Source organism: Bacillus carboniphilus, assembly GCF_020524035.2.
GTDB lineage: Bacteria > Bacillota > Bacilli > Bacillales > JAIVKR01 > Bacillus_CC.
Genome location: NZ_CP129013.1, coordinates 647,667 through 663,315, shown reverse-complemented (window position 1 = coordinate 663,315; position 15,649 = coordinate 647,667). Strand labels below are relative to the sequence as shown.

The 15,649-nt window shown below is 37.8% G+C and carries 11 protein-coding genes; 6 read left to right on the top strand and 5 right to left on the bottom strand.

The window, feature by feature from the left end:
- Positions 1-40: 40 nt before the first annotated feature.
- The 5 genes from LC087_RS03365 to LC087_RS03345 all read left to right on the top strand — a co-directional run bounded on the left by LC087_RS03365 (position 41) and on the right by LC087_RS03345 (position 9,444).
- A complete protein-coding gene (locus tag LC087_RS03365) occupies positions 41-1,615 on the top strand; it encodes an NTTRR-F1 domain (RefSeq protein ID WP_226539761.1) in 1,575 nt (524 codons plus the stop codon).
- A gap of 99 nt (positions 1,616-1,714) precedes the next feature.
- Complete coding sequence (locus LC087_RS03360) at positions 1,715-2,944, top strand: NTTRR-F1 domain (RefSeq protein ID WP_306020007.1); 1,230 nt, start codon at positions 1,715-1,717, stop codon at positions 2,942-2,944.
- A gap of 52 nt (positions 2,945-2,996) precedes the next feature.
- Positions 2,997-3,326: a YncE family protein gene (locus LC087_RS03355; protein ID WP_306020005.1), complete on the top strand. Its 330-nt coding sequence runs from the start codon at positions 2,997-2,999 to the stop codon at positions 3,324-3,326.
- An 81-nt stretch (positions 3,327-3,407) separates the two neighbouring features.
- Positions 3,408-5,024 carry an NTTRR-F1 domain gene (locus LC087_RS03350; protein WP_226539763.1) on the top strand — a complete coding sequence of 539 codons (1,617 nt, stop codon included), beginning with the start codon at positions 3,408-3,410 and terminating at the stop codon, positions 5,022-5,024.
- 883 nt (positions 5,025-5,907) lie between these two features.
- Positions 5,908-9,444 carry a binary toxin-like calcium binding domain-containing protein gene (locus tag LC087_RS03345; RefSeq protein WP_226539764.1) on the top strand — a complete coding sequence of 1,179 codons (3,537 nt, stop codon included), beginning with the start codon at positions 5,908-5,910 and terminating at the stop codon, positions 9,442-9,444.
- A gap of 108 nt (positions 9,445-9,552) precedes the next feature.
- Here LC087_RS03345 and LC087_RS03340 read toward each other — a convergent pair whose 3' ends face one another.
- Both LC087_RS03340 and LC087_RS03335 read right to left on the bottom strand, forming a co-directional pair.
- Positions 9,553-9,804, bottom strand: coding sequence for a hypothetical protein (locus LC087_RS03340; protein ID WP_226539766.1), 252 nt, complete (start codon positions 9,802-9,804; stop codon positions 9,553-9,555).
- Positions 9,805-9,862: 58 nt separating this feature from the next.
- A complete protein-coding gene (locus LC087_RS03335; RefSeq protein WP_226539768.1) occupies positions 9,863-10,117 on the bottom strand; it encodes a hypothetical protein in 255 nt (84 codons plus the stop codon).
- A gap of 423 nt (positions 10,118-10,540) precedes the next feature.
- Between LC087_RS03335 and LC087_RS03330 the strand changes: the two genes are divergently transcribed.
- Positions 10,541-12,175 (top strand): NTTRR-F1 domain, encoded by a 1,635-nt coding sequence (locus LC087_RS03330; RefSeq protein WP_226539770.1) that lies wholly within the window; start codon positions 10,541-10,543, stop codon positions 12,173-12,175.
- Positions 12,176-12,637: 462 nt separating this feature from the next.
- On the opposite strand, the gene LC087_RS03325 is transcribed toward LC087_RS03330, so the two are convergent.
- From LC087_RS03325 to LC087_RS03315, 3 genes are read right to left on the bottom strand one after another with little or no spacing between them, the layout of a single operon-like run.
- Complete coding sequence (locus tag LC087_RS03325) at positions 12,638-13,831, bottom strand: ABC transporter permease (protein ID WP_226539772.1); 1,194 nt, start codon at positions 13,829-13,831, stop codon at positions 12,638-12,640.
- Positions 13,828-14,517, bottom strand: a complete 690-nt coding sequence (locus LC087_RS03320) for an ABC transporter ATP-binding protein (RefSeq protein WP_226539774.1) — start codon at positions 14,515-14,517, stop codon at positions 13,828-13,830. Before LC087_RS03320 ends, LC087_RS03325 begins: the two co-directional genes overlap by 4 nt.
- Entirely contained in the window at positions 14,514-15,647 is a 1,134-nt protein-coding gene (locus tag LC087_RS03315) for an efflux RND transporter periplasmic adaptor subunit (protein WP_226539776.1), read from the bottom strand. The genes LC087_RS03320 and LC087_RS03315 overlap by 4 nt, the downstream gene beginning before the upstream one ends.
- Positions 15,648-15,649 lie beyond the last annotated feature (2 nt).

The window sequence follows — 15,649 nt, the reverse complement described above, 5'->3', positions numbered from 1 at the left end:
CGACTTTTTTTCATACACTCATAATAAGGAGAAGATGATCATGGCTCTATTTCAAAACTTAACCATCAACGGTCGCTTTCAATCAGGAGAGTTACCTCCATGGACCGAAGTCAATGCATGTATTGTTGAAAATCCCTGCCCGACAGTAGAAGGGACTTATAGCGCCGCATTGAAAAGTGGCACTCAAGATGCAAGCATCGAGCAGCTAGTCAATGTGATTCAAGATGAATCGTATCAGCTATTTATTTCATTAGCTGCAAACCAGTCAGGAACCTCCCCTTTCGTATCCATTATTTTAGAATTTTTAGATCATACCTTAACCTTTATTGAAAATGGATTAGAATTAATAATTGAAGAAGGGCAACTTCCAAACGGACAGAGGGGATCGTTTAAATTTATAACAGAAAACACTTCTACGGCTCCACAAAACGCGGCATTCGCAAGGTTAAAAATAACAAAATTGGGATCTGTGAATACAACAGCTGTCATAGTCGATAATGTCGTACTCAATCGTGTAAATGACTCTCTAGGAACTAACATTCCGAATACCTATGTAGGCAACACGGGAGAACGCACAATTACTGAAATTCCTTCAATCGAAACTATACAATTAATAAGTGGTAGTCCCGTGGCTATGGTACTCGTGAATGATCACATCTATGTTGGGAACGGCAGAGCAATCTCTATTATCGATACCACCGATAATAGACGGAGTGATCTGACATTAGAGTTAAGTGTTCAATATGCTTTTAATCGAAACATGTTAGTCAATAAGAGTGAAACAAAAATCTATGTTTGTGAAGGGGAATCGACTGATACTCAGGGGTTTGTTGGCGTAATTGACATTAATACAAATATAATTCAGGCAGAGATTACCGTTGGGATTGAGCCCATTGCCTTATCCTTAACAAGTAACGATGATACCCTTTATGTTTTAAATCAGGCAGACAGCACCGTTTCAGTCATTGATACAAACGACAATTCCTTTACGGCAAGCTTTATAGTTACGACAATTCGAACAGATGCCACTTTCCTCCAAGTAACACCCGATGATTCGAAGCTCATTATCGGTTATCAAGAGGCCAATTCATTTGATGTCTTCAATATTCCTGAAAACACCTTTAATCAATCCATTTCTTTTCCAAATTCCGGTCTGCAAATGCGAAGTATTGGCATCTCTTTAGATGAACTTTCAATCAATGTTGGATGCGCGAACAGTAATGGAGGATCTGAATTTTTAGCCTATGAACCAACTCAACTTATTTTAAAACAATCACTACAATTATCCAGTGGAAATACAACAAATTGTCCAAATACTTTTGTACAGGTGGCAAGCACCAGCACAAATACTTCCTGTATATATGTGGGAGAGAGCGGGTCTAATAGCGTTTATCAAATTTTAGAGAACAACCAAGTAGTTGACCCACTATCCTTAATAACTGAGATCAATATTTCTGATTTTGAATCTGGCTTCATCGGTTTATCCCAAGATACGAATTGGATTGTGACAGCGAACTCGGGTAATAACTCAGCTACCTTCATTTCATTAGATTCTTTCTCTATTTTCGGCACTTCACCCGTCGGTTCTAGTCCACAAATCCTCGTTGTTACTTGAATAAATCAAATTCAATCCCTACATGGCAAAATATAATTTGTTACTTCAATAAATGTGTATGGGATAAAATTAAACTCTAACTAAAAAGGAGCAAAATTAATGACACTCTTTCAAAATTTAATTGTCAATGGTCGTTTTCAATTAGGTGAGTTGTCTCCTTGGACGGGAGAAAATGCGTGTGTTATAGATGCACCATGTCCGATAGTTGCTGGACAATACAGTGCTGCGCTAAAAAGTGGCATTCAAGATGCAAGTATCGAACAACTTGTTAATGTCATACAAGGAGAATCGTATCAACTGATCCTTTCACTTGCATCAAATCAAAAAGGAACCTCTCCTTCTGTATTAATCGACTTAGAATATTTGAATAGCAACTTTACCGTAGTTGAAAACGGAATAGAATTAGTTGTTGAGGAAGGGCAACTACCGAATGGAAAAGACGGAAATTTTTCTACGATTATTGAAGATACTACCACTGTTCCACAAGATGTCACATTTGCGAGACTGAAGATTCGAAAAATCGGGTCTAAAAATACTACAGGAGTCATTGTGGATAATGTCATCTTAAATCGTGTGGAAACAGCTTTAGACTTTAATATTCCATGTTCTTATGTTGGAAACACAGGAGAAGAAAGTGTAAGCGTAATCCCAAATGCTGAAGAAACAATTGAGCTAATTAGTGGAAATCCCGTGGCTATGCAACTAATTGGAAATTTTGTTTATGTTGCCAATGGTAGTGCCATCTCGGTTATTGATATCACCACAAACACATTAACCGACATTGCTTTTCTCGAACTATTTATCCAGTATGTTTATAATCGAAACATACTCACAAATAGTGATCAATCAAAGTTGTATGTCTGTGCGGGTGAATCAAATGATCCAGAAGGAATCGTAGCTGTTATTGATACGTCCTCTAACACATTAGAAGCCCTCGTTACAGTAGGAATAGAACCCGTTGGATTAGCTTTAACCAGTGATGATGAAACGCTTTATGTTGTCAATAAGTCTGAGAATACCGTATCAGTTATTGATACGAACGACAATACGGTTACAGCAAGCTTTACTGCAACAGCTATCGGCGGAGTAAATGCAACATTCTTACAAGTCACACCCGATGATTCAAAACTCATTATCGGTTATGATAACGGTTCTTGTTTCGAGGTTTACAATATTCCCGATAACACTTTTAATCAATCAGTTGAATTTCCAGAATTCGGATTAATCATGCGCAGTATCGGAACTTCATTAGACGGAACTTCTATCTACATTGGGGCTGGTAGTTCATCTATTATCAGTGATCCTAGTTCCTTTTTTTTTCTCCTATGATGCAACGGATCTCAGTCTTAAATCAGAGATAATTCTGTTTTTACAAGGGAGCATGGCAAATCCACCTCTGCCGAATACCTTTGTTCAAGTGGAAGATAGCAGCTCTAATACAATTAACATTTATGTTGGGGAGAGCGGTTCCAATCGCGTCTATCAAATACAAGATAATCGAACAACTGAATCGTTATCTTTAATTACAAACCTCACTGTTGGAGGGTTTAACTCTGGTTTTCTCGCATTATCTCCAGATACGAACTGGCTAGTTACGTCAAATAGTGGGAATAACACAGCGTCTTATATCAGACTCACCTCTTTCTATATATTTAATAAATATTCTACAGGTTCTGGACCGGAAGTATTAGTCATCACTGATCCTATGTGAATATATAATGAAAACGTTTGAAAAGATTAACAATAAAAAGTTTTAATTTTTTTAAAATACTTCTTAAAGGAGAAGATCACCATGGCTCTCATTCAAAGCTTAATTATCAATGGCCGCTTCCAGTTTGGCGTTTTATCCCCCTGGACGGGAGACAATGTTTGTATCGTTGAAAGTCCCTGTCCAACTGTAGAAGGAAAATACAGCGCCGTGTTAAAAAGTGGCACTGAAGATGCAACACTTGAACAACTCGTCAATGTCATCCAAGACGAATCCTATCAACTCTTTATTTCATTAGCAGCAAGCCAAAAAGGAACCTCCCCTATGGTATTTATTTTATTAGAATATTTGGACAGCACCTTAACGTTTATAGAAAATGGATTGGAACTAATAATAGAGGAGGGACAACTGCCAAACGGACAGGAAGGGTCGTTTAAATTCATAACTGAAAACACCTCATCTGCTCCGCTAAACGCTGCCTTCGCAAGATTAAAAATCTCAAAGACAGGTACAGCCAATACCACGGCTGTCATTGTTGATAATGTTTTACTCAATCGTACTAACATTTCATTAGCATCAGATCTACCATGTACTTACGTTGGCAATACAGGAGAAAGAACCGTCACGATTATACCTGAGCAAGAGACCATTCAATTAATTAGTGGGAATCCAAATGCCATGGTGCTTGCGAACGATTTTGTTTATGTTGGAAATGGTCGATCGATCACTTATATTGATACTACCACTCAAGATTCACGTGACATTAACGTTGAGTTAAACATCCTTTATCAATTCAACCGTAATATTGTTGTGAGTAACGATCAATCTAAAGTCTACGTATGTGAAGGAGAATCCGATGATCCAGCAGGGTTTGTAGCCGTTATTGATACAGCAACGAATTCTTTAGAGGGTCAAATTACCGTTGGCATTCAACCTGTTGCATTAGCCCTTACGAGTTTAGATGATACGTTGTATGTATTAAACCAATCAGATAGTACCGTTTCCGTCATTGATACAATGAGTAACACTGTAACTGTAAGTTTTACGGCAACAACCACTCGAACCGATGGATCTTTTCTACAATTAACACCTAATGAAACAAAACTAATTATTGGATATGAATTAGCCAATTCATTTGATGTGTACAATGTACCAGAAAATAGCTTTAACCAATCCGTTACTCTACCGTCTATTTCCCCTAATATATCTAATGGAATCATGGGCAGTATAGATGCTTCAATCGACGGGAATTGCATCTACATTGGATGGGGGTCAGATCCATCATCTCCGCCTGATTTTTTTTCTGGATTTGCTTCCTATTGTGCGGATGGTCTTAGTCTTATCCAAAATATCATTCTATCACAAGAACCAGATAGTGCTCCTTTACCCACCACGTTTGTCCAAGTCGAGGAAGGTACTGGCAATACCTCAACAATCTATGTTGCAGAGACTATTACCGATCGAGTCTTTCAAATACAAAACGAAATTTCTACTGATTGTTCGACTGAATCTCTGAGTTTAATTACCAATTTAAGTGTTAGCGGTTTTTCATCTGGTTTTATCGGCCTATCGCAAGGGGACAATTGGATTGTTACTGCAAATGAAAGAGATAATACAGCTACATTTATCCAATTAGACACTTTTACAATCTTCGGAACGTCTCCCGTAGGCTCTAACCCACAAGTACTGGTCGTTACGTAAAGAAGAATTATGATCAGAATATCCTATTCAAAACGAACATGAATGGCAAAGTCGACTAAATTTCTTGATCAATCATTTTAAAAAAAGATAAAAAGGAAGCTCCCTATATAACAACGTTTAGGTGCCTTCCTTTTTTCTTCGCTGATACTTCTTCAAACTCTCTCCCATGTATAGAGAACAGAATTATGACAAAATGAGCCTGTTGATTTTGTCAAGGACACCTCAAACGACAAATGAAACTTCAATTGACAAAAAGGCTTTCACTTTCAATAAAATTTTGTAAAAGTCCATTCAATAATAATCTCTCTTTAAAATCGACATACAAAATATTCAAAAAATCCTTTTCATACACAAAATCTTCCGATTATTCTTTTAAACCTTCCAATTAGTTCATACTTCATTAAAAAAATTATTAGATTTTATATAAATTTATTATATTAGTAAAATAATAATTCATTACATAATGTAATTCAATTGCAATGTGTATGCTATATTTCATCGTAATATCAATATTATAGCTTTATTTTCATAAAATAAATGTAAAAAAAGATCTAATTTTGTAAAAAAATGTTTTACTTTAAATAATATATATCTTAAAATTAATTATATAGATTTTAGTTTGTTTTTTATTGAAAGAAATAGACGTGAATTATTATGTTTTTATTTCAGAATTTTTTGATAATAAAGGGGGTGTTATTATGAAAATATGATTGCTAGTTCTAATTTTATTTGCATCACTAGTTCAAAAGGCCTAATACAACAAGAGCTTCTAGCATCATCGTTATCACTGAACCCGGTTGTACTTTTACGGTGTTCCAAATAAGCTGGTCAAACCGTTTTGATGAAATGAAAACAATATGTAGTTATAGGAGGAGAGGTCATAGTGAAAATAAAATTACCCCTTATATTGTCTATCTTACTTGTTTTTTCTCAACTTCCGATCTATAAATCTGACAACGTACAAGCAAACAATGAAACAAGTAATCTAACGACAGAAACGGAAAACAACATCCAAGGGTTGGAGGTTCGTTATTACAAAAAGGAAAACTTTTCGGATTTAATCCTGATCCGCTCCGAAGAGTCCGATGCCTCATATAGCCTAGCTGAAGACATAACGGATTTCCCTAGTTCGATTCAGTCCAAGTTGAATTCTGTCGAATCGGCTATGTGGAAAGGCCAGATTTCACCTAATTATTCTGAGAGTTACACCTTTAACGCATCAAGCAACCAAAAAGTTCAGTTATGGATCAATGATCAATTGATCCTCGATGGGACCGACTATGAACCTCAATCAATCTCATTAGAAAAAGGAATGTATTATGATATTGTCTTGAAAACAGTCAGTTCTTCTCCAGAAATACAATTAAAATGGACAAGCCCAAGTCAAGAGGAAGAAGTAATCCCACTTGAAAACCTCTTTCCATCTATCGATGGATCCCCTGATGAAATTGGCGAAGCTCCTTCTTCATCAGATATAACAATAAACGAACAAGTACCTTTAAATGATCAAGTTTTTTCTTTCTCTGTATTCGACGAATCTGCAAGAGTGGAAATTTCTGAAACGCCTGAAACTCTTGCCGCCTCTTCACTATCGATCGTCCCTTCTAATGACGTGGATACAGATGCAGATGGGGTTCCTGATACGTGGGAAATGTTAGGATATACCTTTATTGCCGGCTATGGAGTATTAGAGTGGAATGATGAATATGAAACCTATTTCAATGCTGAGAAGTTTATCACATCTCCGACGGATTGGAGTACGGATCAAGACCCCTATAGCGATAAAGAAGAAGTAACCGGACAAGTGGATCAGGCGATTGTTTCTCCTGCGGACCATCCATTAATCCCAGCATTTCCAGAAATGCAAGTAGAGCTGACTTCCATTGATTTCACACCTAATGGTGAAATCACCTTTGAAGATGGCAGTAGTCGATCGTCAGGATGGAGTAGCTCTGTGGATAGAACAACCGGAACCATAACGAGTGATTCCTACACCAATAGTGTCTCTGCGACTGGCGGTTTTTCTATGGAAGAGGGTTGGAAAGCAGAAGTGACCGCTTCCCATGAGTGGACAGGTAGTACGGAAAGGCACAACCTGACTCAAAAATCTATCTCTAAAGATGGATCAGAAGAAAAAAGCTGGCAAACGGCGACAACGACTGACCCAACAAAAGCGGCCAAAGTCTCATTGAATGTGAAATATTCCAATATTGGTACAGCACCTATTTATGATTTGATTCCTACCCTATCCTTTTCAGTTTTGGATACGACGGCTTTAACGTTCAATCCTCAGATTGAGGTGAATTCCCTCGCGGCAAACGGAATCTATCCGTCCGCTAGTTCGATTGCCGTTCAATACGATGAAAGCGGAAATGACCTGTATGTAACAGAAGATCAGCTTAAATTGATAGAGATGGGCTATCCAATCAATTTGCATGCCAACCAATTTGATGGAAAGGTCAAACGCCTAGACAAAGGTCAGCCTCTTCTTGAGTATGATTGGAGTTGGTATGAAGCCGCTATTGATAATGAAACAGCGGAGATCGTTTTTATGGACGGGGATGAAGTCAAGACCTATCGAGTTTTTGCAAGGGATTCAGAAGGAATGAATAGTCAATACAAACCAACTCTAACCATTGCTGATGCACTTACCTATGCATTAGACGCTGAAGTAAGAGAAGTGAATGGGGAAAACACGTTTTATCTTGATGGTCAACAAGTTGACTCGGATTGGTCCTTCTATGTTTCCTCCGAAGATAGTTCGATCGTTTTAGATGAGACAAACTTTTATGATATGGAATTAAGCCCTGATATGACCATTTCTATCCTGGATCCAAATGAAGATGCTTCTTCTATTGTGAATTACTCTATGTATGCCGACGGCGGGAAATCGATTAAGGCGGGCATATGGGATAATGGCTATCCAATTGAAAGCGTTACCGCAACCGTAAAAACGCTAGCAGGTGAGAAAAAGATAGTTGAATTGACGGACGAAGATCGCGATCAGATCTATGAATCAACTTTTAGTTTGCCAGTAGATACGGCGTACTCAGACGCGAAAATCCAAGTGAAAAATGTTAAAGGGAACATCACCGAACACTTAATTCTTGAGTCACAAAAGGATCCGTTTTCCAATGAGCCCTTAGGATATGTTCCACTTGATTCAAAAAAGGAATTTACTGACTTCAAAGACCTTGGGAACACCTATCCGAATGCAGAGGCGTTTGTTATTGAAGTAAGTGGAGAATTCCACAATGCAACGGATTCCATTACATTTGGGAATTTTACCACTCATCTCGGAGTCACTCATGATTATCAAGATGAAACAACTCTAGACCTGTTCGATAAGTATTACCCTAAAGAATTTGCCAAACAGAGCTATACGATGGTTGTTCCAAAAACATCAAATATGGAGTCCGAATACGAAGCAATCAACCGTTATTATTATTATGATCCTTATGATTCTGAATGTGATTCTCCTTGGGCAGTGGCGTGTTTTGCTGGTGAAAAGGATGACGAGGTTCGAGAACTCAATCATTTGGTCAATACCTATTTAGTAGGGTACTATACGACTTCCGATGAAGCTGGTCATTTTACACCATCGTATATGTACAAAGAAATAGCCGGAGAAGAAACTCGTAGTAGTACTCTTAATACAGGAAAAGACAGTAGAAGTAGTACTCTTAATACAGGAAAAGACAACGCTTCAGGCTATTTGTTCAGAGTAAAAGCGAAAAATGTCGTTTCTGATGATGTTCGCGTGACTCTCAATGGTGTCACCGCAAAATTAGGAACTTCAGCTTCTGAAAATGGTGGTTCCAGTATTGGAGTGCAACATTTACCTATCCAAAGCAAAGATGTTATCTTTGTTCCAGCAGATGAACTATCACCTAATACTGTATCGATTGAGATCAGTCGAGGTGAATGGTCAATAACCCGATATGGTTCCATTAATGTTGATTTTGGCACCTATACTATTGAAATGATTGGTTATTTCCAAAATGCTAGTTCATCAAATGAAGATTATGCTTATCAGCCACTCTTTGAACCCGTTCCTCTCTCTCACCCTGATCTTAGCGGATCAAACGTGAAGGATACAAGTGGAACAATCGAGTTAGAGAATGATCGCTTTGCCTTCAGTCCTAAAGGGTATTTAGTGAATGTAACTGCTAAAAACATGGGCTCTGACCATATAGGATTTTCTTTAAACAACTCTCTTGTTGCCAAGCTCGGAACGTCATCCACAGTCAATTTTAATGGTACAGTACCTGAAAAAATTAATCACAGTACCCTTATGTATGTACCCGCAAACTCAGACCCTTATGCCTTTAACTTTATTGGCCAAGTAGGTAGCTGGAGTAGTTACGATGACACGAGTGAGTTTATGGTAGAGATTGTTGGATATTTTTATCAACCTTAATCACTTGAGAAGGAGGGTGGCTACCTAGCTACCTCCTTCTTTTTTAGGCTTTATATGGGATAGATTAAGCAACCCTATAAAAGTCAAAGCTACAAACACTCCCCAAAATCAATCCACCACAAGAGCAAGGATAGTGGCCGTGTCCGAATCCGTATTCCCTACATAACTATTGGGTAAGGGAGTAAGTTCCGTTGTAATTCGACTCATTGAAACATTATCAACAACTACACTTGGAGAGAAAGTTAACCCCTCTTTTTCAATAGTGAGCCGTGCAAACCTCGCTTCTTTTGGCACGGTAGCTGTTATTAACTGAATTGTATTAAATTTACCTACATTCCCGTCTGGCAATTGATTTTGCAAAATTGATTCCTCTAGACCTAATCCAACAAATTGTAATAAACGGTTGAGGAATTCAACTTTAATTTGAATTGGGGGGTGATGTTCCTTTCCTTACAGTAGCAAGGGACAGTGTTAATGAATATGACTCTCCCGTGATGACATTAAAATTTTGAAAGATTGACGCTTCCTCTCTTCCCCCTTTTAACTTTGCACTAAAACCATCGACGATGGAAGGACAAGGCGAAGGGATAACTTCTGCATTTTCCCCTATCCAAGGGCTCAACCTACCTTGTTTGAAGTTACCATTTTCAATCAAGTTTTGAATAAGTGACATAATTTGCACCTCATTTATTGTCATAGAAAATAAGAACCTAGCCTTCAATACCACATCAAAATTTTAAAGTGAATCTACTGAAAGTATTCATAAAACCGATTTCACCTCAAACCAACCTTTTGTTACGAATATACTGATTTATATAGCCTATGAGTAAGGTAAATGAAGGTTCCTTACAATCAAAAGATTAGGCTAAAACCTTCCTCATATTAGTCATTAGGTAAAAAATAAGGGGCTGAATCTATTTAACATGTTGGTGTTAACCACTATGGGAATCGTGTGAAGTGAAGCGAAACAAAATGATTGCTCACTTCTCGAACTTAAACAAGGGAGTTTTTTCTTTTTTAAAAAAACTTGAACTTCCATGTATTTTTTTTCATAACATACAGTGTGAATGAATAAAAAACGAAAAGAGGTGTTTTTGTGGCACAAATTCAAAATCTCATTAGTAACGGAAGTTTTCGATTAGGACAATTAGGTCCTTGGCAAGGAGAAAATTCAGATGTCATTATGACACCCTGTCCCGTATTAGTTGGAAACTATACTGCAAGATTAGCAGGAGGTGAGGATGAAGCCTTTATCTTACAAACAGTCAATGTCATTGAAGGTGAAAGTTATCAATTAAGTCTTTCTCTAGCTACTGTAAAAGATGGTAATGCTCCTCCTATGGAAATACTCGTAATCTTTCTCGACCGTTCATTACGAGAGATTTCGATTGGACTAGAAGCAACTATTTCAGAAGGTCAATTACCTAATGGAAAAGAAGGAAATTTTAATTTAATCACTTTACTAACGGAAACTGTGCCATTAGGGGTAAGATTTGCCGAAGTCATTATTCGCAAAGGTGGATTAGCGTTTTCACCAAGTGTGGTTGTCGATAATGTATTTTTAACCCGCTTTGATACCGCTGTTGTAACTTTGCCAAATGTTTACGTAGGAGAAAGTAAAGGTACTGAAGTCGCTTTCCTTTCTATCGATGATAGTACGAATATAATTGTAGGAGAAAAACCGATTGCAATTCTCTCTGCAACTACGGAAGAAAGTACATTTCTCTATGTTGGGAGTGAGGATTCAACCCTATCCATTATTGATTCATCTACGAACAACGTCATCAATACGATTTCTCTCCCTTCTGCTCCACAGTCTCTTCTTAACCAGAATATTATCGCTCGGTCAGATCATTCAAAAGTGTATATAACAACAGGGGCATCAACAGGATATGTATCCGTAATTGACACTGCTACAAATACGCTTGAAACTTCAATTAGGGTGGGGAGTAACCCAAGTGCATTGGCGATTACAAGTGAGAGTGGAACAAATGCAGGATTGCTGTTTGTGCTTAATACGGGAGACAATACCATCTCTGAAATTGACACTAGTACTAATATTATAATAAATACGATTGAAACCGAGTTAATAAACTCTAAGTTTTTAGTTTCTTCTCCAGATAATCAATATTTAGTCGTGGCATCAGAGAATATTACCGTAGGAGGCAATGGGGCATTTGTTGTTTTTGAAATCAGTAATTTAAACATAATAGCTCAAAGAACACTTAATGGCATGCAGTCATTTAAAAGCTTGGTCTATTCATTAGATGGTTCCTATCTTTATGGTGGAGTTGAGTTTGTTGATGAATTAGGGGTTGGAGAGACAAATGCTCAATTAGTCATTTATAATACCCAAGGTTTCACATTATCTGATACTTTAACTTTACAATCCTTTCAAACAATTGAATTCCCAGAACTGGATGTTCCCGTTATAAAAGAATTGCAAGAAGAAACAGATGAAAGTTTAATCTTTGCTTCTGTTACTATTCCAGAAACTGGTTTAGGTTTTTTGAGCCAAGTTTCCCGAAATGATCAAGAATTTAGGGTCATCACCGGCACTTCTGAAATTGATGGATTTGGTAAAGGTTTCTTTGATATCTCGTCCTCCGGTGAATATATTGTCGCCTCAAGAAATGCGACCAATCAAGTTAGTTATATCCAAGTTAGTTCCTTACAAGTCGTGAATAACATTAGTGTTGCTAATGAACCATTAGTACTTTTAGTTGAATAATAAATAAACAACCGACCGCATGTCGTCTTATATTTGCTATAATATCAAGAACTTTTCATCAAGCAATAAGATTATGCACTCTTATTTTAAAAGCCAAGAACAAAATTAGTCACTTACATTCGCAAATAAGAAAAGCGCAAGCGACCGTCTAGCGACGCATAAAAAAGTGAACGTCAACTAAGAGCAGTCACATCCTGTGACTAACGTTGACGCTAGAACATCCTGTTCATCGCCGTATGAGATAAAGGAAACACGAAAAGCCCGAAAGAGGAGGATCTACTAAAAACAGCCACGTCCTGTGGCAACGTAGATCCACCTCCCTCCTGGAGGCGTCTCCTGGCTAGGCGCTGGAGCTAGACAAAAATAAAAGCACCATCCACATAAGGACCTATTTATATACTTTCTCACTCTGCTAAAAAGACCCTTCGTTATCAATGAACGATGGGTCTTTCCTTTTGTTCCTTATTCGTATCGTAGTGAATCAATAGGGTCAAGTTTTGCTGCTTTGTTAGCAGGTAAAACCCCAAAGATCACACCAATTAACATGGAGAATAGAGTTCCGATCAAAACGACTTGCCATGAAACAAGTGGTTCCCATTGCAGAAACATTGCCGCAATCGAAGAGCCTCCAACCCCTAATAAAATTCCAATTAAACCACCAAATAACGTTAACATGACAGACTCAATCAAGAACTGAAATAATATTTGCCCTTGTGTAGCTCCTAACGCTTTTCGTATACCAATTTCTCGGGTGCGCTCGGTGACAGAAACAAGCATAATATTCATAACACCAATTCCACCCACAAGGAGGGAAATCCCAGCGATACTTCCTACAATCATTGTCATGATGGTGGTCACTTGAGAAACCCCATCTGCCATTTCTTCCATGTTAAAAACTTGGTAGGATTCTTCAGTACCATGAGCATTATTTAAAAGAGTCGTTGCTTCTTCGCCTACTCTTTCAAATTGATCCTTCGATTCGACTTGAAGAGTCAATTCATCATAACTTAATTTACCAAAAGCAGCGTTATACGTACTATCTGGGATATATATAGATTGGACGGAAAATGAGAACAGCCCAGTAGGCGCTTCTTGAACACCTATTATTTCAATCGGTTGGCTCCCTAGCCAAAGAACCTCACCAATAGGAGATTGATCAGGAAAAAAATCCTCCTTCACTTGATCAGATACGATCCCTACACGTCTAGCTCCTAAAAAATCTGAACGATCAAATGGTTTCCCTTCAGCTACACGGATTTCATTAACCTTTAAATAAGCTTCATTAATTACATTAATATTTAAATCTAGCATTTCTTCTTTATACCTCGACTGTTGTCCAACCGTCGTCATTGTTGCAACATTTTTAACTCCATCTATTTGCTTAAGGTTTCTAATATCTTCTTCAGTGAACGCTGGTTTATCAAAAATGTTCGGGTCTCGTTCCATCTCCTCTTCGGATGGTGAGTAGTATACTTGAATCGTATTCTCCTCTCCGACTATAGAGTTTTTCAACATTTGTTCTCCGCCTTGACCTATAGCGACAACGAGAATAACAGACCCTACCCCGATAATTATACCAAGCATGGTTAAAATCGAACGCATTTTATGTGCCATAACAGAGGAAATCGCCATTTTTATATTTTCTAGTAAACTCACAAGGACACCTCCTGCTGTTCGGAAGTGTATTCCACTTTGCCATCACGAACAAAAATCAACTTTCTCGCATGATCAGCAACTTCCTTTTCATGCGTAACAATCGCTACCGTTGTCCCTTCTTCATTCAATGATTGAAATAACTCCATAATTGATGCACTCGTTTTTGTATCCAGTGCTCCCGTAGGTTCATCCGCTAAAATAATTCTCGGCTGATTCACAATCGAACGCGCAATCGCTACCCTTTGTTTTTGCCCTCCAGATAGCTCGTTTGGCATATGATTCATTCGATCAGTTAAGCCTACTTTTTCTAAAGCATTCATGGCTTTATCTTTCCGTTCTTTTGCAGGCATCCCCGCATAGATCATTGGTAACTCCACATTTTTTAAAGCCGTTAATCTAGGAAGGAGGTGAAATTGTTGAAAAACAAATCCAATCGACTGATTACGAACATCAGCTAGTTTTTTATCCTTGTATGTAGAAATATCCGTGTTGTCTAAAAAATATTGACCTTTGGTTGGTTTATCTAAACAGCCTATAATATTCATTAGCGTTGATTTCCCTGAACCAGAAGGCCCCATGATCGCAACAAAATCACCTTCATCGATTTGTAAGTCCACACTTTTCAAGACATCAAATGATTCTTTGGCGATCATGTAGCTTTTCGTAATGCTTTGTAGTTTAATCATTCCACACTCACTTCCATGCCATCTGTAATCATACCATCAGGGTTATTAATAATTACGTCGGAGTCCGTCACCCCTTCGACAATTTCAATAAATTCCTCGGATGTTGAGCCAACCGTAACGGGCTGCTTAATGGCTACTCCTTCTTGTACGAGATAAACAAAATAGTCTTCCCCTTCCTGTTGAACGGCTTCTAAAGGAAGTGTTTCAACTTCTCGGCGCTCCGTTTCAATTTCCATTAATAGCTGAAACCCTGGCTTCGCTTCCATTTTACTAGCCTCTTCAACGGCAACAATAATAGAATATTGAACGGCTCCGCCACCTTCACCCAACGCACTTCCTTCTGGCAAGTCTCCTATATAAGAAACCTTGCCTTTCCATTCTTTTTCCGGAAGAACTTCAGAAGTTAATTTAACCGGTTGATCTTTTTTCACTTTTAACGTGTCATATTCAGATATCACACCAGTGACTTGCATAGAGTCCATATTCGCCACATGAATGAGTGTGCCCGCATCTTGCATACTAGGATTCATCGCAGTTTCATCAACATTGACCACAACACCGTTAATTTCACTTTTTACGGTTAAATCAGAGATCGCTTTTTCTATTGTTTGTTTTTGAAGGTCCGTTTGTTTTAAAGAAAGTTCAGCAATCTTTTTATCCAGTTTTAGCTGCTCCCTCTGTTCATCAATTTGCTTTTTTGCCTCGTCTTCACCTATTTGCTTTTCTAGCTCTTTTTGTTCATCTTTTAAATCATCCATTTGCGAGTCGTATTGCTTAAGTTGTAGATTACTAGACTCAACTTCTAAAGCATTTTGTTCTTTTTCAAGCGTAACTTGTTGATTTTCATATTCAACAAGTTTTGTTCCTTCTTTCACTTTGTCCCCTTTTTTAACGAAAATTTCTTTCACTTTTCCTTTATCCACTTCAAAATAAATGCGCTGTTCATCCGTTAATTCAAGTGTTCCAGGAACCATGACATTTTGGACTATTTCTTCTTTCTCCAAAGAAACTGTCTCAACGATTGAGGAAGCAGCCGTCTCTTCTTTTTGTTGATAAATATTTAACCCAACAAATCCACCAATTGCCAGTACGATTACAATTCCTATTATTATTTTGACTGCTTTAGACAAGG